Source organism: Porphyromonas gulae DSM 15663 (genome assembly GCF_000378065.1).
Taxonomy (GTDB): domain Bacteria; phylum Bacteroidota; class Bacteroidia; order Bacteroidales; family Porphyromonadaceae; genus Porphyromonas; species Porphyromonas gulae.
The window spans coordinates 1-20,847 of sequence record NZ_KB899159.1; the positions used below are offsets into that span (position 1 = coordinate 1).

General features: G+C 49.2%; 18 protein-coding genes and 1 pseudogene. 11 read left to right on the top strand and 8 right to left on the bottom strand.

The features are described 5' to 3' along the window. Positions 1-203 precede the first annotated feature (203 nt). A pseudogene (locus tag F452_RS13555) lies at positions 204-1,147 on the top strand (IS256 family transposase, variant Zn-binding type). Positions 1,148-1,608: 461 nt separating this feature from the next. Here the strand turns inward: F452_RS13555 and F452_RS0105100 are convergent. The 8 genes from F452_RS0105100 to F452_RS10730 form a co-directional block, all read right to left on the bottom strand. Then, positions 1,609-3,447, bottom strand: coding sequence for an Omp28-related outer membrane protein (locus tag F452_RS0105100; protein ID WP_018965160.1), 1,839 nt, complete (start codon positions 3,445-3,447; stop codon positions 1,609-1,611). Between the two features lie 100 nt (positions 3,448-3,547). Then, complete coding sequence (gene typA, locus F452_RS0105105) at positions 3,548-5,347, bottom strand: translational GTPase TypA (RefSeq protein WP_018965161.1); 1,800 nt, start codon at positions 5,345-5,347, stop codon at positions 3,548-3,550. Positions 5,348-5,523: 176 nt separating this feature from the next. Then, complete coding sequence (ahpF, locus tag F452_RS0105110) at positions 5,524-7,071, bottom strand: alkyl hydroperoxide reductase subunit F (RefSeq protein ID WP_018965162.1); 1,548 nt, start codon at positions 7,069-7,071, stop codon at positions 5,524-5,526. Positions 7,072-7,237: 166 nt separating this feature from the next. Further along, a complete protein-coding gene (gene ahpC, locus F452_RS0105115; protein ID WP_004585168.1) occupies positions 7,238-7,804 on the bottom strand; it encodes an alkyl hydroperoxide reductase subunit C in 567 nt (188 codons plus the stop codon). Positions 7,805-8,088: 284 nt separating this feature from the next. Then, positions 8,089-8,721 carry a trimeric intracellular cation channel family protein gene (locus F452_RS0105120; protein ID WP_018965163.1) on the bottom strand — a complete coding sequence of 211 codons (633 nt, stop codon included), beginning with the start codon at positions 8,719-8,721 and terminating at the stop codon, positions 8,089-8,091. A 51-nt stretch (positions 8,722-8,772) separates the two neighbouring features. After that, positions 8,773-9,594 (bottom strand): 3-methyl-2-oxobutanoate hydroxymethyltransferase, encoded by an 822-nt coding sequence (gene panB / locus F452_RS0105125; RefSeq protein WP_018965164.1) that lies wholly within the window; start codon positions 9,592-9,594, stop codon positions 8,773-8,775. A 71-nt stretch (positions 9,595-9,665) separates the two neighbouring features. Next, entirely contained in the window at positions 9,666-11,186 is a 1,521-nt protein-coding gene (gene guaA / locus F452_RS0105130; protein ID WP_018965165.1) for a glutamine-hydrolyzing GMP synthase, read from the bottom strand. 216 nt (positions 11,187-11,402) lie between these two features. Further along, on the bottom strand, positions 11,403-11,627 hold the full coding sequence (locus F452_RS10730; RefSeq protein WP_018965166.1) for a DUF1661 domain-containing protein: 225 nt from the start codon (positions 11,625-11,627) through the stop codon (positions 11,403-11,405). On the opposite strand from F452_RS10730, the gene F452_RS13320 reads away from it, so the two are divergent. From F452_RS13320 to porQ, 10 genes are all read left to right on the top strand, one after another. Beyond that, the gene (locus tag F452_RS13320) at positions 11,566-11,706 is read left to right on the top strand and encodes a DUF1661 domain-containing protein (protein WP_152567399.1); all 141 of its coding nucleotides are present in this window, start codon (positions 11,566-11,568) and stop codon (positions 11,704-11,706) included. The two genes, F452_RS10730 and F452_RS13320, sit on opposite strands and share 62 nt — an antisense overlap. A 198-nt stretch (positions 11,707-11,904) precedes the next feature. Further along, positions 11,905-12,162 carry a type B 50S ribosomal protein L31 gene (locus F452_RS0105140; protein WP_004585129.1) on the top strand — a complete coding sequence of 86 codons (258 nt, stop codon included), beginning with the start codon at positions 11,905-11,907 and terminating at the stop codon, positions 12,160-12,162. Between the two features lie 214 nt (positions 12,163-12,376). Further along, positions 12,377-13,873 carry a DegQ family serine endoprotease gene (locus F452_RS0105145; protein WP_018965167.1) on the top strand — a complete coding sequence of 499 codons (1,497 nt, stop codon included), beginning with the start codon at positions 12,377-12,379 and terminating at the stop codon, positions 13,871-13,873. Between the two features lie 189 nt (positions 13,874-14,062). After that, complete coding sequence (locus F452_RS0105150) at positions 14,063-14,926, top strand: sigma-70 family RNA polymerase sigma factor (protein WP_004585131.1); 864 nt, start codon at positions 14,063-14,065, stop codon at positions 14,924-14,926. 96 nt (positions 14,927-15,022) lie between these two features. Beyond that, positions 15,023-15,376, top strand: coding sequence for a 30S ribosomal protein S6 (gene rpsF, locus F452_RS0105155; protein WP_004585132.1), 354 nt, complete (start codon positions 15,023-15,025; stop codon positions 15,374-15,376). 3 nt (positions 15,377-15,379) lie between these two features. Then, positions 15,380-15,652: a 30S ribosomal protein S18 gene (gene rpsR / locus F452_RS0105160; RefSeq protein ID WP_004585133.1), complete on the top strand. Its 273-nt coding sequence runs from the start codon at positions 15,380-15,382 to the stop codon at positions 15,650-15,652. A 24-nt stretch (positions 15,653-15,676) separates the two neighbouring features. Continuing rightward, positions 15,677-16,216, top strand: a complete 540-nt coding sequence (gene rplI / locus F452_RS0105165) for a 50S ribosomal protein L9 (RefSeq protein ID WP_018965168.1) — start codon at positions 15,677-15,679, stop codon at positions 16,214-16,216. 274 nt (positions 16,217-16,490) lie between these two features. Further along, on the top strand, positions 16,491-18,440 hold the full coding sequence (locus F452_RS0105170) for an LptF/LptG family permease (RefSeq protein ID WP_018965169.1): 1,950 nt from the start codon (positions 16,491-16,493) through the stop codon (positions 18,438-18,440). A 7-nt stretch (positions 18,441-18,447) separates the two neighbouring features. Beyond that, positions 18,448-19,665: a bifunctional 3,4-dihydroxy-2-butanone-4-phosphate synthase/GTP cyclohydrolase II gene (locus F452_RS0105175; protein ID WP_026292212.1), complete on the top strand. Its 1,218-nt coding sequence runs from the start codon at positions 18,448-18,450 to the stop codon at positions 19,663-19,665. A 183-nt stretch (positions 19,666-19,848) separates the two neighbouring features. Beyond that, positions 19,849-20,841, top strand: a complete 993-nt coding sequence (porQ, locus tag F452_RS0105180; RefSeq protein WP_018965171.1) for a type IX secretion system protein PorQ — start codon at positions 19,849-19,851, stop codon at positions 20,839-20,841. Positions 20,842-20,847: the final 6 nt, after the last annotated feature.

Below are 20,847 nucleotides of genomic sequence, written 5' to 3' on the forward strand. Positions count from 1 at the left end.
TGAGGTCTATGGGTCAAATTGCAGGCTGCGCCCCCTCTCAAAACCTTTGTATATAAGGGCTAGAAGGCAATTGAACGGATTCAATACAAAATCGGCGATTGAAAAGTCTCTATAGGTCAAATTGCAGGCTGTAATATACTTACAAGGCCGATAAACACTTACCTTGAGGGCATTTCAAAAGCGATAAAGAGCCCTTACAATGAATAAAAAAGTGCCCCTGCTGTCAGTCTCTACAGACAAAGCGTAACGGCATCCGCCATGGTCGCCAACTCTACAAATGCACTCACTGTGGCTATCAATTTCGTACGACAAACAGAATCTCTCTTGACGAACTATGGGAGCGTTATTTGGAACACAAGCAAACAATCTCAGAGCTTGCAGCTTACTACCAAGTCAGTGCATCTACTATTAAACGACGCCTATCAGAAGTGCAGCAAGTTTGGGAACAGCCGCTTCTGGAGCAAGCAGGATTTGTGCATATCGATGCTACGTATTGGGGACGCGGTGCAGGTATTCTCTTAGCGATAGATCACCACACAGCTCGCCCTTTGTATCTTGAGTTCATCCGCAACGAGTGTGCTCAAGACTATAGACGAGCTTTAGAAAGTATCTCCCGACGAGGTTATATTATTCGCGGTGTTGTGGTCGATGGCACCCGTACGCTCTTCTCTCTTTCGCTGAATATCCCTGTGCAGATGTGCCAGTATCATATGCGGCAGATTATTTCTCGCCACTTAACCAAACGCCCAAAGTTTTGGCTTCAAGGGACTTACTGCTACTTATAGACAGCCTATCCAACCAAACATACGAAGGGTTTAACCAAGCCTTTCAAGCATGGAAGAGCAAGTGGCATGACACCATTATGAGACGTTCCTTGCTCAAATCAGGCAAAAGTCGTTACCGACATCGTAAGCTGCGCTCCGCTATACATAGTATTGAGTTTTATCTCCCATACCTCTTCACTTACCAACAATCACAATGCATAGGGATGCCCAATACCAACAACAAAATAGAGGGGACGTTCTCCGCTCTCAAACGCAAGATAAACTGCCATAGTGGTATGTCTGCAGCTAATCGACAGCGGTTGATTTGTGGGTTTTTCTTGGCATGGAAAGCCTCTCTATGCAATGTAAAACAGGAGCCATAGCATTGCTCCTGACTCCTGTTGCGACATTGCATCTCATCCCTTGTGGTCTATTCCTCATCGAGTTGCTCACCGGCAGTGATCGACCATGCTTCGAACAATCTTATAAAGATAGGAAGATAGCCCAACATACACCTAAAACAGTAGCCTGCAATTTGACCCATAGAACCACAACATGAAAATAATAGCCTGCAATTTGACCCATAGACCAAAATTGATAGCCGATTTTTCGTTACAGCAAACAAGATAATAAGGTCACTTGGGGGCGGGATGGTCATTCTCATATTGGCATAGACAGATTATATACAACAAATATGCCCTTACACATCACATATATACTTTGTTAGAAAAAAGAAAGCCGGGCTGCAGGTATTTCCTTACAGCCCGGGTCTTACTTATAGAATGGCTCAGATATCTCCACGGGTCCAAGTTTGGACACAAGCAGACAGTGAGATCCAATTTTTTTATTTCACAACAACTTTCTTAATGATCTTGCCCGTATTAGCTTCGATAGAAACTACGTATGTACCTGCTTGAAGGTTCTTGCCGGCATGCATACGACCCTGCATATCAAATACGCGGAAAGATTGGTATTCACCTTCGATAAGAATATCGCCATTCACGGCATATACCTTCATGTTCTGATCCAAGACGTCGGAAATAGTAGACGCTACAGGGAAAGGATATTCACGACTACGATAGACCGAAGGATCTGCCGTATTCGTTTTTGCATGGTGAGCAAACACGATCACTTTCATTTTGTCCGTCTTCCAATCGTTAGGAATATCATACTCCCACTCATAGGTAGCAGCAGAAGGCTCAACCTTTTGTCCATTTGCACCACCCAGCAAGCGACGAAGCACGTGGTTGTGGATGTAGTTTGATCCGGCACCTGCTTGGTTCTGTGCTTTGATATTGTCTTCTGTGAGTGCTACGTTCAGATAGAGGTCGTTGCCACCTGTGAATTGGGATGTTGTCGGAGCATTGACTTTGATCTTGAACTTACGTGTGTCTTTATCATATGAGATTTCAGATTCGATCTCAATGCCGGAAGCCAAATGCTCTTTTGCAAAATTTATCAAATTCTTTACGTTGGCAGCAGAAACACCATGTACCACCTTTCCGTTGACCTTATTCCGATTGACCATAAAGGCCGGAGCGAAAGTTCCTTGGCCTCCTCCGATTGAATACAGAGAGAGCAACTGAGTGCTTTCCGGAACGGTCAAGAAGTCTGTATTGAAGCCTGCGTGATGAGAAACCCAACTAACCTTAACTTCCTCGATCATACTGGTGATGACGTTATTAATCGTCGTAGCTCCTCCGGGGCAATAACCACACTTCTCTGTCGTAAACTGCTCCAACATCACTTCTTTCAAGGCCGGCTGAGGCTGTGGTTCCGGTTCGGGCTCCGGTTCGGGTTCTGGCTGACCAGCCACCATGTCTTTCTGCATAGCATTGATGATGCCTTTCTTCGTGCTATTTGCAAAATGCAAAATAACTACTACATGGGAGTAGTCCGTGTTATAAGGAGCGAAATTAGGAGTAAAAGCTTTGGTCATACTGAATTTACCATCTGCATCCGGAGTAACTTTTTCTCCTTGAGCCGAAGTCAGCGGCTGCAAAATGGTATGGTCATGCTTAAAGTTTTTCCAGAAAGCTTGATATTCTGCAAATAATGCAGGATCTCCACCCACTTGAGAGGGAGAGGTTACATAATTGCTCTGGCTTTTCTTTGGAATGCTATCGCGAATCAAGTATGAACTAATATAAACGTCTTGACCTGCAAGAGAAGAAGCCAATTCACCCTTGATATTCATTGTGAATTCGTCCCCATTCTTCGTCAAAGTAAAATCCACCGTACCTGGAGCTTCTTGAGCCAAACGTTCTCTAATAGCTTTCAGGAGTTTCTCATCCCCATGATTAGGATTGAATGCTACAGAGTTGAATGTGGTCGTTTTTGTCCTGTCAATTACCGCATTAGGAAATCCGGTCACACCAAAAGCATTAGCCAAGGATCCTCCATATGAACCAACAAGAGGGAACTGTTGAGTAATGAAGTCACCATCGTGGACATAGCTGATAACCACACGGGCTTGTTCCTCGGGAGAAAGCTGTTTGTAAGCTTTTTCCACAAAGAATTTGCCAAGTGGACACCAACCACACCATTCGCCGGTGAAAACCTCCATAACAGCAGTACGAGGATACGCATCGGCACGTTTGCTCTGTGCTTTCTGCGCAAATGCGCTCAGCCCCAGAAACGATAATCCTACGGCGATAAGCGCTAAACGAGAAAAGATTTTCATGTTCGTATATCTTTTATTAGTGAAACAATTTGTTTGATTTTCTCTATTTCGGGCACCAAAATACGACAGATGGATGAGATATGCAAATACTTTGCTGCTATTATCTCCCTTGGCGTTTACGTTCTGTCTCGTCGAGGATGATTTTCCGCATGCGCATGCTCTTCGGCGTCACCTCCACATACTCATCATACTTGATATACTCCAAAGCATCTTCGAGGCTGAATACCACGGGCGGAGCCAATGACACCTTATCATCGCTGCCGGAAGCACGCATATTGGTGAGTTTTTTGCTCTTGCAGACATTGACGCAGAGATCGCCCTCCTTCGTGTGCTCACCCACGACCTGGCCGGCATAGACTTCCTCCTGCGGAGAAATGAAGAAGCGTCCGCGGCTTTGGAGGTTATTCAGGGCATAGGCATAGGCCGTTCCGCTTTCGAGTGCAATGATCGATCCGTTGTTACGTCGCTCGATCTCTCCTTTCCACGGTTGGAATTCCAAGAAACGGTGCGCGATTACGGCCTCTCCTGCAGATGCCGTCAGTACGGCATTATTGAGTCCGATGATCCCTCGCGAAGGGATATGGAAGTCGAGGAATACCCGATCGTTCTTGTTGTCCATCATCACCATCTCCCCCTTGCGACGGGTCACGATGTCTATGATACGGCTGGAGGACTCTTCCGGCAGATTGATCGAAAGAAGCTCTATCGGTTCGCACCGCTCGCCGTCTATCTCCTTGATGATTACCTGAGGCTGCCCCACTTGAAGTTCGTATCCCTCGCGGCGCATGGTCTCGATAAGAACGGAAAGATGCAGCACACCGCGCCCGAATACGAGCCAACTGTCGGCGTTATCGGTGGTCTCTACCCGAAGAGCCAAATTCTTGTCCAATTCTCGCATCAGACGGTCGTGAATATGCCGGCTGGTAACGTACTTACCCTCCTTGCCGTAGAACGGTGAGTTGTTGATGGTGAAGAGCATACTCATCGTCGGCTCATCGATCGCAATCGCTTGAAGAGCTTCGGGTGCGTTGGCATCGGCAATGGTCTCCCCGATCTCGAAACTTTCCAAACCGATGATAGCGCATATATCTCCTGCATCCACATGGTCGACCTTGGCTCGTCCCAAGCCTTCGAAGGTGTTCAGCTCCTTGATTCGCTGCTTCTGCATCGTGCCATCACGCTTGCAGAGCATGATGTCCTGCCCTTCACGGAGTGTGCCGCGGTGTACTCGTCCGACGGCAATGCGTCCTACATAGGAAGTATAGTCAAGCGATGTAATGAGCATCTGCGTAGCTCCCTCCGGCTGTTCGGGAGCGGGGATGTGTCGGATGATGGCATCGAGTAGCGGAGCAATGTCCTGTGTGGGATGTTTGTAATCGGTACTCATCCAACCCTGCTTGGCCGAGCCGTATATGGTGGGGAAATCGAGCTGATCCTCCGACGCATCGAGGCTGCACATGAGGTCGAACACCATATCCTGCACTTCGCTCGGGCGACAGTTGAGTTTGTCTACTTTGTTGATGACAACGATGGGCTTGAGTCCCATCTCGATGGCTTTTTGCAGCACAAATCGAGTCTGCGGCATCGGCCCCTCGAAGGCATCCACCAGCAGGAGGCATCCATCGGCCATATTGAGTACGCGCTCCACCTCACCGCCGAAGTCGGCGTGTCCCGGGGTGTCGATGATATTGATTTTACAACCCTTATAGCGAATACTGACGTTTTTGGAAAGAATGGTGATACCGCGTTCGCGTTCCAAGTCGTTGCTATCGAGGAAAGTATCCACTTCGGCAGCCTTGTCATCCCTGAAAAGCTTGCCGGCTAAGAGCATCTTGTCCACGAGCGTAGTTTTACCATGGTCCACGTGGGCAATGATGGCAATGTTCCTGATGTCCTGCATTTTCTTTTTCTAAATAATTGGGGGCAAAGGTAGTAAAACAGGCTGTTTTTCGGAACGGATGTAAAAGCTAAGGCACTATAATACCACCAATAAAAAGGAGGCTGCGTCGAAAAAGGACTCGACACAGCCTCTTCTTAATAGTAGTTGTGAATAATACGAGGGCCTCCCGAGCGGGATCAGCCACGTATGCGATCCTCAAAAGCTGAGAGGGCTGCTTTCGCTCCTTCGCCCATGGCAATGACGATCTGTTTGTAGGGCACAGTAGTACAGTCACCTGCAGCATATATACCGGGCGTATTGGTGCGGCAGGAAGTATCGATGAGCACTTCGCCTCGGCTGTTTGTTTCTACCAAATCCTTCACAAGGGCTGTATTGGCGGCAAGACCGATCTGTACGAATACGCCACTGAGTGCAATTTGCTTTTCTTCACCCGTATTGCGATCGGTAAGCAGTATTCCCTCCACTTTCTGTCCGTTGCCCATGATTTCTTTGGTAGCAGTACTGAGGAGGATGTCGATATTGGCCGTTTCACGTGCTTTCTTTTGAAGCACTTCATCAGCCTTGAGTACATCCAGAAACTCCACTACGGTCACATGTTCGCATATACCGGCCAAATCGATGGCAGCTTCCAGACCGGAGTTGCCTCCACCGACCACGGCCACGCGTTTGCCTTTGAAGAAAGGCCCATCGCAGTGAGCGCAGTAAGCTACACCATTACCCGTATATTCTTTCTCCCCGGGCACACCGAGCTTGCGCCATGAAGCACCCGTAGCCATGATAAGAGCCGGAGCCGTGAAGACTTCTCCGGAAGTCACTTCCACACGGGATATACCTTCTTCTTGTGTGATGGACGACACGGTTCGCGCCTCGAAGAGGGAGATCGTATTGGCCTTGATATGAGAATTGAGGTTAGATGCGAGTTCCGATCCTGTGGTGTAAGGCACGGAAATCAGATTCTCGATTCCTACCGTTTCGTTTACTTGTCCGCCTACCCGTTCGGCTACTATGGCTACCTTCAGCCCCTTACGAGCAGAATAGATGGCTGCAGCCGATCCGGCCGGGCCACCGCCCACGACAAGGAGGTCGAAAGGCCGTGGTGTCTTATCTGCCGACTCGGCCGGGACAGAGCCATATTTGGCTTCTATCTTGTTGAGCAGGGCGGCCATGTCGCCACGCCCCACATGGATCACTTCATCTCCGGCCATAACCGTCGGAACGGAAGCGATGCCCAGCGACTCTACTTCGTCCGGGAAGAAAGAACCATCGACCATAGTGTGACTGATGGCCGGATTGAGAATGGCAATCATATTGAGGGTCTGCACCACATCAGGACAATTCGTGCAGGAGAGGGAGACATAGGTTTTCAGCTCTATCGGCCCATTGATACGGCGGATTCTATCCTGTACTCCTTCATCGGGGATATTCCTTCCGATACCATCATTGTTCAGAATCGCAAGAAGCAATGAGGTAAATTCATGGCCTCCCGGAATACCACGGAAACCGATGCCGCTATCTGCTCCGTCTACGAGCAGATCGATACGAAAACCATCTGCTGCATTGTATTCCGCACGAACGTGATCCGAAACGGATGCAAGCCCATCGAGCATTTCCTTCGCCTCGTTGTAGGAAGGATGGGACGCATGAGCGTTGAGTCGTAATGTATAGGACTTTTTCAGTTGGGCAAAATAAGAACCCACTTGGGCAAGAGTATCTTTATCAAGCATAGTCGTTAGGATAATGATTAAAAAGGGATTTTTGTCAAGAGTTCCAATTCTCTCACTGTATTCAGAGGAAGAGCATAGAGAACTCTCTCGTACCTTAAAGAAAGAGGGTGTGTTGTGATCACCTCGTTTCGCGATTCCGACACACCCTCTCTCCTCGGTTTACTGCTTAGATCTTACCAACGAGATCAATGCTCGGCTTCAGTGTCTGCTGACCTTCACGCCACTTGGCCGGACATACCTGGCCATCGTGAGCAGCTACGTACTGTGCAGCCTTGATCTTGCGGAGGATCTCTTCTGCATCACGGCCTACGCTGTTGTCGTTCAGCTCTACGATTTTGATAATGCCTTCGGGGTTGATCACGAAAGAGCCACGGTAAGCCATGTGAACATCATCGATCAGGATACCCAGATCGCGAGTGAGTGCACCGGAGGGATCGGCCAACATGGGATACTGTACCTTCTTGATCGCAGGAGAAGCGTCGGCCCATGCCTTGTGTACAAAATGGGTATCGCAGCTGCAAGAGTAAACCTCTACTCCGAGTTGCTTGAATTCTTCATATTTATTGGCCAAGTCTTCCAATTCCGTCGGGCATACAAATGTAAAGTCACCGGGGTAGAAAACGACCAATGACCACTTGCCTTTCAGGTCTTCGTTGGTGATTACTTTGAATTCGCCATTGTGATAGGCATTGAGTTTGAACTCGGGGAAAACTGTGTTCAGGATAGGAGTCATAATGCTTCTGTTTTTAGTTTGTTTAGTATGAACGTTTGTTTCTGGTGCAAAGCTATGTGTACTATCTTTCGTCCGCAACAGCCTCGATATATCGGATCATTGACCACATCTATATAGGTACAGTCAAAAGCAAAAAAGTCGCCTTTTACCGGCGACTTTTTCCGTCTGCATATGAAGCCCAACGCGATAAAGAGAGAGCAGAAGATCACTCCGCAGCTATCGTAATAAGGTGACAGTCAAAAAGGAGATGCCTCCAAAAGGAAAAATTCTGTCTTGGGGACAACTTATACAGCTCCGCGGAAAGTGGGGATACTGATATGGTATTTCACCGAGACGAACCGCACTGCTACGACAATAAAGGCTGCTATGAACTGTATCATTTCGATCGGAAGAGTCGTGTACATGAGCCCCACATAGACCGCCCCTCCGATCAGGCATGCCATGGCATATATATCCTTGCGGAAGATAAGCGGTGTCTGATTGATCAGAATGTCCCGGATCATACCACCAAACGACCCTGTGATCGTACCCATCGCAATGGCCAGCCACCAGGCATAACCACACTCGAAAGTCTTGGCAACACCGACTATGGTAAATAGGCCTATACCCACAGTATCGAAAATGAAGACCGTATGATTCAACCGCACCACATACTTCCGAAAGACAATCGTGAAGATGAGAGCGAGCATAGAGATGAAAAGGTAGGAAGGCTGGAGCATCCAAAACGGCGGCACATTAAGCAGAATGTCGCGCACCGTACCACCACCAACGGCTGTAACCACACCGACCACATAGGCTCCGAACCAATCGAAGCGCCGGGCAGCAGCCAAACGAATACCACTGATCGCAAAAGCAAAGGTGCCCAGATAGTCGCACCAAGTGATAAATTCGGTAAGACCTTGCTCTATTCCATGCATAGTCGATCGCTGATAATCGCAGGAAAATCGTAAGCGTCAGGGAGAACAGGATCAGTACTGCTCATCCTTATTGGGGAAATCCATGCTCTTCACATCGGCGATATAATGCTTGAGTGCCCGATCTATCTCGTTGGCCAGATTGGCATAACGGCGCAGAAAACGGGGACTGAACCCCTCCGTGATACCGAGCATGTCGTGCATCACCAGCACCTGACCGTCCACACCACCTCCGGCACCAATGCCGATAACAGGAATGCTCAGCTCCGAAGCCACACGTGTAGCCAATTCGGCGGGTATTTTTTCGAGGACGAGAGCGAAGCATCCGAGTTCTTCCAAGAGGTGAGCATCCTGAAGCAGCTTCTCGGCTTCGGCCTCTTCCTTAGCGCGGACATTGTAGGTGCCAAACTTATTGATGCTCTGAGGCATCAGTCCAAGGTGCCCCATGATCGGAATACCGGCCGACAGGATTCGCACAATGGACTCGCGCACTTCTTCTCCCCCTTCGAGTTTGATACAGTCGGCATGTGTCTCTTTCATCACACGGATGGCCGAGCACAAGGCTTCTTTGGAGTTGCCCTGATAGGATCCGAAAGGAAGATCTACGACCACAAGAGCACGCTTGACGGCTTTGACCACAGATTTGCCGTGGTAGATCATCTGATCGAGAGTGATAGGTAGGGTGGTGACATTGCCGGCCATAACGTTCGAAGCCGAATCACCTACAAGAATGACATCCATACCGGCCTCATCGACCAGCTTAGCCATAGAGTAGTCATAGGCTGTGAGCATGGAGATTTTCTCCCCACGGCTCTTCATCTCGATGAGGCGATGTGTAGTTACCTTACGAGTATCTTCCAGTTGGTACGTGGACATGAAAGCAGTTTTTATAATAGTGAATAGGATCGGTGGTCACTGTACAGATTTGTGTACGGGCACTGACATTATTATTCCCATTCGATCGTGCTGGGGGGTTTGGAGGAGATGTCGTAGACTACGCGGTTTACGCCACGCACTTTGTTGATTATTTCGTTCGACACCTTGGCCAGAAAATCATACGGCAAATGCACCCAATCGGCACTCATGGCATCCAAAGAAGTCACGGCACGCAGTGCCACGGTGTATTCGTAGGTACGCTCGTCGCCCATTACGCCTACGGATCGTACCGGTAGCAGGATGGCTCCGGCCTGCCACACCTGATCATACAGCCCCCACTCGTGCATAAGGCTCATATAGATGTCATCAGCGTTCTGCAAGATAGCGGCTTTCTCTTCCGTGATCTCTCCGAGGATACGGATGCCAAGACCGGGACCGGGGAAAGGATGGCGATGGATCAGGTGCGGCATCATGCCAAGCTCGAGACCCACGCGACGCACTTCGTCCTTGAAGAGGGTACGGAGCGGTTCCACGAGGCGGAGATTCATCCGCTCGGGCAGTCCTCCCACATTGTGGTGGCTCTTGATCACCATACCGGTGATACTCAGACTTTCAATGACATCGGGATAGATCGTGCCCTGAGCAAGCCATTTAATATCTTTCAGCTTTCGGGCTTCTTCGTCGAACACTTCGATGAAACCACGACCGATAATCTTCCGTTTTTGCTCGGGATCGGTAACGCCTTTAAGGGCTGCAAAGAATTTTTCTTTTGCATTCACCCCGATTACATTGAGACCCAAGTGCTCGTAGTCCTGAAGTACGCGCTCGAATTCGCCCTTACGCAGCAAGCCGTGATCGACGAATATACAAGTCAGGTTACGACCGATGGCTTTGTTCAACAGCACTGCCACCACCGAACTGTCCACACCTCCGGAGAGTGCCAGGATCACCTTGTCATCGCCCAACTGCTTGCGTAGCTCCTGCACGGTGGTCTCGATAAACGAAGCCGGCGTCCAGTCGCGCTTCATACTGCAGATGTCGAGGAAATTGCCAAGCAGTTTGGCACCTTCCTCTGAGTGGTAGATCTCAGGGTGGAACTGTACGCCCCACGTTTTCTCCCCTCGGATGCGGAATGCAGCATTAGGCACATCCTCTGTACCTGCTATGACCTCGAATCCTTCAGGCAATGACGTAATCGTATCGCCGTGGGACATCCACACCGTAGTGCCGGATTGCAGGCCAGTCAGCAGTGCATCATCAGGCTGCCGGAGGGTCAGATGTGTTCGCCCGTATTCGCGACTATCGCACGGCTCTACTTTGCCACCGGCTTGATGGACAAGGCTCTGTGCTCCGTAGCAGATACCCAAGAGAGGCAATTTGCCTCGCAATTCGCTCAGTTCGACACGGAAGGCTTTGCTGTCATACACGGAATAAGGACTCCCCGACAGGATGATGCCTCGCACTCCTGAGAGGTCTTCCGGCAGTTTGTTGTAGGGATAAACCTCGCAGTAGGTGTTCAGCTCGCGAATTCGTCTGGCGATGAGCTGCGTAGTTTGGGAACCGAAGTCCAGAATAATGAGCTTTTCCAGCATGGAGAAAACAGTCTTTATAATTGTATTGCAGCGCAAAGGTATATGAAACGCCTTAATCCCACCAACGACTGCTCGGAATAATTCCGATATGGCAGGCTGAAATAAGACGGAAGCACGTTGATCTAAGAGGGCAAACCCGTCCAATCATCTCCCCCTTATATATAATATAGGTATCCGATAGAGGCTACTCATACACCTCCCCCACCCTCGCCCCGATCAGTCCAAAGCGCATAAAAATTCGGTCAGAGCAAGGCACAGATACCCCGTTATCGGAAGAAGGAATTCGATCTCCGGAGCAGAATCCGCATCCGACCTTATTGTCGCGCGAAAAATTTTCTGATCGACAGCCCGAAAAACGTGGCGCGTAAAAGTTTTTGTTTTGGCGCGGCAATCAAAAAAATCTCGCGCCCAAATAAAAAAATTCTCGTTCGACTTTTTCAAAGAAACGGAACCGCAATCTCCGCAGTTTCGGCACCAAAACGCGAGGGAACAGTCTTACGACAAACATCAAAACACCTGATCGCCTGCTTATCTTTGCCCCATCGGTATCCGACATGGAGGATAGAACTTGTTTTTGACTCGGCGTAACTGCTTGCCAAGTAAAATAATATCCCTACCTTTGCCGTCCGGAAATCTCTATCCGATTATAAACGAACGGTTACCAACGCAGAGTGCATCAATAACGAACGAAAACAAGAACAAAACTAAATAGACAGCAATGAAAAAAGGTATTCATCCCGAAAATTATCGTCCGGTAGTGTTTAAGGATATGTCCAACGAAGACATCTTTATCACACGCTCTACGATGGAGGCAAAGGAGACGATCGAGATCGACGGCGTTACTTACCCCTTGATCAAAGTGGAAATCTCCAATACGTCGCATCCGTTCTTCACAGGCAAGGCCAAACTTGTCGATACGGCCGGTCGTGTGGATAAGTTCATGAGCCGTTACGGCGACCGCAACAAGAAGAAGTAAGTATTTCTTTCGCCTTTTTTGAATACTCATTCGCATCGAAAGCTCTACAGAGCCTCAAGGATGCGGAGAGGATTAGTTTGACACCCGCTCAAAGCTATTTTGCTGAGCGGGTGTTGCGCTTTCTGCTTGCAGCCCAATAAACCTGACGCCCTTACCGACGTCTATCTAAGCATAAACGACAAAACACATTAGTCAAACTTTAAGAGAACATTGTATGAACAAAGTGTGGAAATACGTGACGGGAGCCTTTGGCGTAGCAGCCGTCAGCGCAGTGGCATCGATGGCAACAGTGGCAGCTTTGGGACATTACCGAGGCGAATCTTTCATAACCGATGGTACGGAAAACGAATTCGGATTCAAGCAGACATCTTACACAATGACATCCGGAGCCTCCGCCGCTCTGCCCAATTTGGTCGAAGCTGCAGAAGCATCGGTACACGCCGTAGTACACATCAAAGTGGAGTCCGAGCAGCGAATGGACTCACAGCAGTACTTCGATCCGTTCGAATTCTTCTTCGGAGGCGAATCCAGGAACTTCCAACGTCCCCAAACACGGCAGATAGTAGGCTACGGTTCGGGGGTGATCATCAGTACAGACGGATATATCATCACGAATAATCATGTGGTAAAGGGAGCGAAAGAAATGACGGTAACGCTCAATGACAATCGCACCTTCAAGGCCAAACTGATCGGGAGCGATGCCACGACCGACATAGCCTTGCTGAAAGTAGATGCCAAGGGACTGCCGACGATGCCTTTCGGCGATTCGGACAAGCTCCGCGTCGGGGAATGGGTATTGGCAGTGGGCAACCCCTTCAATCTCACCTCTACGGTAACAGCCGGTATCGTCAGCGCGAAAGGGCGTTCCACACAGCAAGCAGCCAGAGGCGGTTCGCTCCAGATCGAATCCTTTATCCAGACCGACGCTGCCGTCAATTCGGGCAATAGCGGTGGAGCTTTAGTAAACGATCGCGGTGAGTTGATCGGCATCAATACGATGATCTACAGCCAGACGGGCAACTATGCCGGTTATTCATTTGCCGTACCCATTTCCATAGCGGCAAAAGTGGTAGCGGACATCAAGCAGTATGGCACCGTACAGCGTGCAGTGCTGGGTATTGCCGGTGGAGATATATCGGACGAAGCCGTCAAAAAATACGATCTGAAGGTACGCGAGGGTGCTCTTGTGGCAGACTTTGCCGAGGTCAGCGCAGCCGTTTCTGCCGGTATGCAGAAAGGCGATGTGATCACTGCCGTAGAAGGCAAACAGATAAAGAGCTTCCCACAACTGCAAGAGGCCATCAGCCGCTACAGACCGGGGGACAAGGTAAGGCTGACCGTCAACCGCAAGGGGACGACCAAAGAGCTGACCGTGACCCTGAAGAACAATGAAGGAAGCACCTCAGTGATCACCGGCGAATCCTCAGAAAGCATACTCGGAGCATCGTTCAAAGATCTGAGTACTGAACAAATGCGGTCCTATGGTGTTTCTTATGGTGTAGAGGTAGCCTCTGTAAGCTCAGGAAAATTCAAGGAAGCAGGTATCAAGAAAGGATTCATCGTTCTTTCGATCAACCGCCAACCGGTAAGCTCAGGCTCGGATGTCAGCGAGATTGTCCGTGAGGCAAGACAAAACCGATCAGGTCGCTTGATTATCGTACGCGGGTTCTATCCGGACGGCAATATACGGACCTTCGAAGTAGAACTATAAGGACAAGGAATACAAGACCTTGATGTAAGTCGCGCGCACCCAACTGGGATTATTCCCGCTGCAGTCGCTCTTCTCTCTACCTTCTTCTCATACCCAGAGGAAAGATCGAGAGAGGAGCGATTGTATTTTTCCGATTACTAAGGATATTTACTACTTTTGCAGTTCAATTTAATAGTGTAAGGAGCAAGAATGAGGCAACTTAAAATTTCCAAGTCGATCACAAACCGTGAAAGCGCGTCTCTGGACAAGTATCTGCAAGAGATCGGTCGCGAGGACTTGATTTCGGTCGAAGAAGAAGTGGAGTTGGCGCAAGCCATCAAACGTGGCGATCGCAAAGCCCTTGAAAAGCTTACTCGTGCCAATCTTCGTTTCGTAGTATCCGTAGCCAAACAATACCAGAATCAGGGACTTAGCTTGCCGGACTTGATCAATGAAGGTAACCTTGGATTGATCAAGGCAGCAGAGAAATTCGACGAAACGCGTGGTTTTAAGTTTATCTCATATGCCGTATGGTGGATTCGTCAGTCCATCCTGCAAGCATTGGCCGAACAGTCCCGTATCGTCCGCCTGCCCCTGAATCAGGTGGGTACGCTTAACAAGATCATCAAGGCTCAGCAGAAATTCGAGCAGGAGAACGAGCGTCGTCCCTCATCGGCAGAGCTGGCCAAGGAGTTGGACATCGCGGAAGACAAAATCGCCGATACGATGAAGGTATCCGGACGACATATCTCCGTAGATGCTCCTTTCGTGGAGGGCGAAGACAACAGCTTGTTGGATGTACTCGTCAATGAGGACACCCCTAATACGGACAAGTCGCTGATCAATGAATCGTTGGCCGTTGAGATCGAAAGGGCTTTGTCCACACTGACGGAGCGTGAAGCAGAGATCGTGAAGCTGTTCTTCGGCATTGCCGGCTGTCAAGAGATGACACTGGAGGAAATCGGCGACAAGTTCGGTCTCACTCGCGAACGTGTCCGCCAGATAAAAGAGAAGGCTATTCGCCGTTTGCGACAGAGCAACAAGTGTAAGAATCTGAAGGGTTATCTCGGCTAACGCCCAATAACTACAAAATATTCGGGTTGCGTATTTGCACGAATGTGCGTACCTTCGCGGCCGAAATTATCGAATAATTCACTTAAAGGTTTAACAATGAACAACTACGAAACCGTTTTCATTTTGACTCCCGTTTTGTCTGATGCTCAGATGAAGGAAGCGGTAGACAAGTTCACCGGCCTCCTCAAACAAGAAGGGGCTGTGATCGTGAACGAAGAAAACTGGGGCTTGCGCAAGCTCGCCTATCCGATCCAAAAGAAATCGACCGGCTTCTATCAGCTCGTCGAGTTCCAAGCCAATCCCGATGTAATCGCCAAGTTGGAGACGAACTTCCGTCGTGACGAACGCGTGATCCGCTTCTTGACTTTCCGTCAGGATAAGTTCGCAGCAGAGTATGCAGCAAAGAGAAGAAGTCTGAAAGCAAAAACAGAAGAAGTAAAGGAGGCGTAAATCATGGCAGCTAACAATCAAGGAGAAATTCGTTACCTGACTCCGTTGTCGGTAGACACAAAGAAGAAGAAATACTGTCGGTTCAAAAAGAGCGGTATCCGCTATATCGACTATAAGGATCCCGAATTCCTGAAAAAGTTCTTGAACGAGCAAGGCAAGATCCTGCCGCGTCGCATCACCGGTACTTCGTTGAAATTCCAACGTCGTGTCGCTCAGGCTGTGAAGCGTGCTCGCCACTTGGCACTGTTGCCCTACGTAACCGATATGATGAAATAATAAAACAAGACGAGGAGACAGAATATGCAAGTTATTTTGAAAGAAGATGTAGTCAACCTTGGCTACAAAGACGATATCGTGACAGTCAAGGACGGTTACGGTCGCAACTTTCTAATCCCGCAGGGCAAAGCAGTGATCGCATCGGAATCAGCCAAGAAAGTATTGGCTGAAAACCTGAGACAACGCGCTCACAAAATCGCTCAGATCAAGAAAGAAGCTGAAGAAAAAGCTGCATCGATGCAGGGCATCAGCCTGACGATCAAAGCCAAGACAAGCAGTACGGGTACGATCTTCGGATCTGTAACGAATATCCAGATCGCTGAAGAACTGGCGAAAAAAGGTGTGGAAGTGGATCGTAAGATCATCGTCCTCAAGCCTGCCGTCAAGGAAGTAGGCAACTATACGGCCATAGTACGTCTGCACAAGGAAGTTACGGTGGAAATACCCTTCGAAGTGGTTTCTGAAAATGAAACTATCGTAGAAGCAAAGCCCCAAGAAACGCCCGCTCCCGTAGCGGAAGCACCGGCTGCCGAGGCAGAACAAGCAGAAGCTGCAGCTGAATAAGCTCGCTGTGATCGTTCCTTTTGAGCCTGCCCGCCGTCGCTTGGACGGACATGGATAAGGAATAACAGCATTGTCGGCATTCAGAATAAAACGATATGAGAGGGTGGACCAAAACGCATAGTTTTGGCTCACCCTCTTCGGTTGTCTGGAACAATCGACAAATACAATCTCCGAAACAGAAGAAAAGGAAGACGAAGACATTCCTCCCTGCTCATAGCTCAAGCACCTTTTTCTTACTTTTGTAGGAACTAACAAGGAAGCTCAACCCGCCAAGATGAAAAAACTACCGGTCAAGAGGCTCTACCTTTTCATGCTACAGACTTTTCTGCCACTCCTGCTGATGACTTTTGCCATCTGTTGGTTTGTGGTTTTGATGCAGTTTCTGTGGAAATATGTGGACGACATGGTCGGCAAAGGACTGAGTGCCATCATCTTGTCCAAGATGCTTTTCTATGCAGCCATGACCTTGGTTCCCATGGCACTCCCACTGGGTGTCCTATTGGCCTCATTGATGACCTTCGGTAATTTGGGCGAACGCTTGGAATTGCTCGCCATGAAGTCGGCCGGAGTACCGCTCTACCGCATCATGAAACCTCTTTTCTTCTCTGTGGTAGCCATTGCTTGCGGGCTTTTCATCTTTCAGAACGATCTGATGATCCAGTCCCAAGTGAAATTCTATACGATCCTATTCTCTGCGAGAAGAGCGACTCCGGAACTGGAAATTCCCGAAGGTTCTTTCTACAATGGTATTCGTGGTTACAATCTCTTTGTAGCCAAGAAAGATCGTCGCACGGGAATGCTCCATGACATGATGATCTATGACCACTCTCAAGGGTTTGCCGATGCCCGCATTATCGTGGCCGACAGCGGTAAGCTAAAGATGGATGAGGGCAAAACATTCCTTACCCTCATGCTCCACTCCGGCGAAACCTTCCAAAACCTCCGCTCACAAAAGACCGAAAGCAATGCCCCCACGCCATACATGCGCGAACGATTCCGAACGAAAGAGATCGTCATCCCCTTCGATGCCAACTTCAGTCTGATGGACGAAGGAGCTATGCGTGGAGAATATGTGGGCAAAAACCTGATCCAGTTGCAACGATTCATAGACACCGTTACTCTCCGTGTCGATAGTGCTTCGTTCCGAAATGCGAACAATCTATACATCCAAACCTACAATGCCCGCTATGCGACATCGCCACTTTCTCCGCTCGATACATCGGCAACTTCGATTGCCTACAGGACTAAAATAGAGCAGGCAGCCAAAGCAATCCCGACAACGCTGGACAGCATAGAGAGCAGATCGACCCTTTCGCAGCGTTTGGAAGCCCGATCCGTAATGATCAACCGATTCGACACCTACATCGGCGAATGCATGATCATGAAAGAATCCACCGCATTCGAAAGGGATAGACGCATCTCTCATATGAGGGAGTGGCATACGAAGTTTACCTATCCGGTGGCCTGCCTGATCTTTTTCTTTATCGGCGCACCGCTGGGTGCTATCATACGGAAAGGAGGACTCGGCACACCTATTGTCGCATCGGTGCTTTTCTTTGTTCTCTATTATATGGTGGATACCTTTGGAGTTAAGATGGCCAAGACCGAAGAGTGGCCTGTCTGGTTGGGGATGTGGCTGAGCACTTTTGTACTGGTGCCATTCGGTTTCTTCCTGACTTATAAAGCTACCCGGGACTCCTCTACGCTGAATGTGGACACATACGTAAACTGGATTAAACGTGTTTTCAGGCCTCAACGTCTGCGTCTGCTGGAGAGGAAAGAGCTTGTAGTGGAGGAGGCAAACTACGAATACGCATTGACCGAAATAGCCAAGGTCCGCTCCGATGCACAACGGCTGCTCGCCTCTCGGATCATGAGCCGTCCCCTCCCCCTCATCTGGCTGTTTGGCAGTGATCTATCCTTACAAAAGGAACTCAGTGCTCGCGTAGATGATATGGTAGAATACCTCCATAATACTACTGACAATCTCATTTTTGCCAAGCTGATGGATGTACCTCCGCTGCCCACTACCCTTTCGCACTGGTTGCCCAAGGACAAGCGGCACGGCATCGCTTTGGGACTGCTCTTGCCAATCTCCCTCCCGATGTTGATCTATCTGGGAAGTCGGCGCAAACTATTGAAAGAAGAACTGCATACGTTGATCAAGACGTGTGACGAATTGGAAGAAATAATCAACAAGAAAAATACAAACCAAATCATATAAAGTAATGATGGAAGAAATCAAGCTGAATACTATTGAAGAAGCCCTGGAAGACTTCAAGGAAGGTAAGTTCCTGATCGTCGTGGATGATGAAGATCGCGAAAATGAAGGCGACTTTATCATCGCAGCAGAGAAGGTGACACCGGAGAAGATAAACTTCATGATGCACCATGGTCGCGGTGTCCTCTGCGCTCCCATATCCGAAGAGCGTGCTCACGAGCTGGAGCTGGAGATGCAGGTGCCGGACAATACCTCGATACACGAGACACCCTTTACCGTTACGGTAGACCGTCTCGGCAACGGCTGTACCACAGGTGTCTCCATGTACGACCGTGCACAGACGATTCTGGCACTGGCCGACCCCAACACACGTCCGTCGGATTTGGGACGTCCGGGTCATATCTGCCCGCTACGTGCACGCAGTCGTGGTGTTCTGCGCCGTGCAGGACACACGGAAGCAGCAGTGGATTTGGCACGTCTCTGTGGTATGCAACCGGCTGCAGCCCTCATAGAGATTATCAATGAAGACGGTACCATGGCACGTTTGCCACAGCTATGGGAGGTCTCCAAGCGTTTTGGGCTGAAGATCATCGCCATCAAAGATCTGATAGCCTACCGTCTCAAACAAGAGTCCATCGTAGAAAAGGGTGTAGAAGTGGATATGCCTACCGAATACGGACACTTCCGTCTCATACCTTTCCGCCAAAAATCCAATGGATTAGAGCACATAGCCCTCTTCAAGGGAACATGGGAGGAAAATGAACCGATACTCGTTCGTATGCACTCATCCTGTGCCACGGGCGACATATTCGGCTCTATGCGCTGTGACTGTGGCGGCCAATTGCTCCAAGCGATGGAGAAGATCGAAAAGGAAGGCAAGGGAGCCGTTATCTATCTAAATCAGGAAGGCCGTGGCATCGGTCTGATGGAAAAGATGAAGGCATACAAGCTGCAGGAACAGGGTATGGATACGATAGAGGCTAACCTCTGTCTCGGACACAAAGCCGACGAGCGAGACTACGGTGTAGGCGCTCAGATTCTCCGCCTCTTGGGTGTGAAGAAAATGCGTTTGATGACAAACAACCCGGTAAAACGTATCGGTCTGGAAGCTTTCGGCTTGGAGATCGTGGAGAATGTCCCGCTAGAAACCGCTCCGAATCGCTACAACGAATTCTACCTGCGTACGAAGAAAGAACGCATGGGACACGAATTGCATAATATCAAGTAAGTAACGGTTCCATCTCCTAACGAGAGTTATCAAAAAGGCCGTCGGACGTTTATCATACGCTCCGACGGCCTTTTCCTTTGACCGGCAAAAAGCGATGTACATACGGTTTCCTCTGCTTTATCCGTTATATATCCAATGATGGAAAAATGTATCTTTGTTCACTATCCACATAACCTTGTGTTCATGATTCGCAAGCATTTCGGTATCATTTTGGGATTTCTCTCTCTTGTGTTTTCGGCAGGTGCCCAACAAGAGAAGCAGGTGTTTCATTTTCTGAACCTTCCGGCCACTGCACAGGCTTTGGCTGCAGGAGGAAAAGCTATCACCATCGTAGACGACAATCCCGGACTGGCTTTTGAGAATCCGGCTCTGCTCGGATATGAATCCGGGGGCCGAGCCTTTCTTTCCTATTTATATTATATGAGTGGTTCGCATATGGGCAATGTCTGTTATGCCTCGTCCGTCGGAGAGCGCGGCATGTGGGGTGTCGGCACACGTTTCCTGAACTACGGATCTATGCAAGGATACGACCCGAATGCGATTGAAACCGGCTCTTTTAGTGCCTCGGATATAGCTGTACAGGGGTTTTACAGTCATGAGCTAAGCAATCACTTCCGCGGTGGGGTCAGCCTGAAAGCACTGTATTCTTCTATTGAGACCTATAGTTCGTTGGGGCTGGGTGTGGATGTCGGCATCAGTTATTACGATGATGACAAAGGATACTCAGCTTCCGCCCTCTTCAAGAACATAGGGGCGCAACTCAAAGGCTATAATGATGAACGGGAACCGCTCGATTGGGATTTCCAGCTTGGCTTTTCTCGCAGTTTTATCAATGCTCCTTTTCGATTGCACATCACGTTGTTCAATCTGAATCCGCATTATTTCAAACGCCTTGTTCCGCGCGATTTGACCAAGATGCAAAAGTTCCTCCGACACTTCTCGTTGGGAGCAGAATTCACTCCCTCGGAGAAGTTTTGGGTCGGACTGGGATATACGCCGCAGATTGCACAGGACTTCGAAGTGGAAGGCGGCAACAAATGGGGAGGCCTTTCGGCCGGCGTTGGTTTCACTTCCGGTGCAGTACGTGTAGGCGTATCTGCTGCCACCTATCATCCTGCAGCTCTTTCGTTCATGTGTTCGGTAGGTATCCGTTTGGACGATAAGAGCATCTTCTAATACACC

Bases quoted from the DNA above. Each gene is read 5' to 3' on its own strand.
- F452_RS0105120 (WP_018965163.1), bottom strand. From the start codon at position 8,721: ATGCATGGAATAGAGCAAGGTCTTACCGAATTTATCACTTGGTGCGAC.
- F452_RS0105100 (WP_018965160.1), bottom strand. From the start codon at position 3,447: ATGAAAATCTTTTCTCGTTTAGCGCTTATCGCCGTAGGATTATCGTTT.
- rpsF (WP_004585132.1), top strand. From the start codon at position 15,023: ATGAACAACTACGAAACCGTTTTCATTTTGACTCCCGTTTTGTCTGAT.
- F452_RS0105170 (WP_018965169.1), top strand. From the start codon at position 16,491: ATGAAAAAACTACCGGTCAAGAGGCTCTACCTTTTCATGCTACAGACT.
- ahpF (WP_018965162.1), bottom strand. From the start codon at position 7,071: ATGCTTGATAAAGATACTCTTGCCCAAGTGGGTTCTTATTTTGCCCAA.
- rplI (WP_018965168.1), top strand. From the start codon at position 15,677: ATGCAAGTTATTTTGAAAGAAGATGTAGTCAACCTTGGCTACAAAGAC.
- rpsR (WP_004585133.1), top strand. From the start codon at position 15,380: ATGGCAGCTAACAATCAAGGAGAAATTCGTTACCTGACTCCGTTGTCG.
- F452_RS0105140 (WP_004585129.1), top strand. From the start codon at position 11,905: ATGAAAAAAGGTATTCATCCCGAAAATTATCGTCCGGTAGTGTTTAAG.
- panB (WP_018965164.1), bottom strand. From the start codon at position 9,594: ATGTCCACGTACCAACTGGAAGATACTCGTAAGGTAACTACACATCGC.
- guaA (WP_018965165.1), bottom strand. From the start codon at position 11,186: ATGCTGGAAAAGCTCATTATTCTGGACTTCGGTTCCCAAACTACGCAG.
- ahpC (WP_004585168.1), bottom strand. From the start codon at position 7,804: ATGACTCCTATCCTGAACACAGTTTTCCCCGAGTTCAAACTCAATGCC.
- typA (WP_018965161.1), bottom strand. From the start codon at position 5,347: ATGCAGGACATCAGGAACATTGCCATCATTGCCCACGTGGACCATGGT.
- F452_RS0105145 (WP_018965167.1), top strand. From the start codon at position 12,377: ATGAACAAAGTGTGGAAATACGTGACGGGAGCCTTTGGCGTAGCAGCC.
- F452_RS0105150 (WP_004585131.1), top strand. From the start codon at position 14,063: ATGAGGCAACTTAAAATTTCCAAGTCGATCACAAACCGTGAAAGCGCG.
- porQ (WP_018965171.1), top strand. From the start codon at position 19,849: ATGATTCGCAAGCATTTCGGTATCATTTTGGGATTTCTCTCTCTTGTG.
- F452_RS0105175 (WP_026292212.1), top strand. From the start codon at position 18,448: ATGGAAGAAATCAAGCTGAATACTATTGAAGAAGCCCTGGAAGACTTC.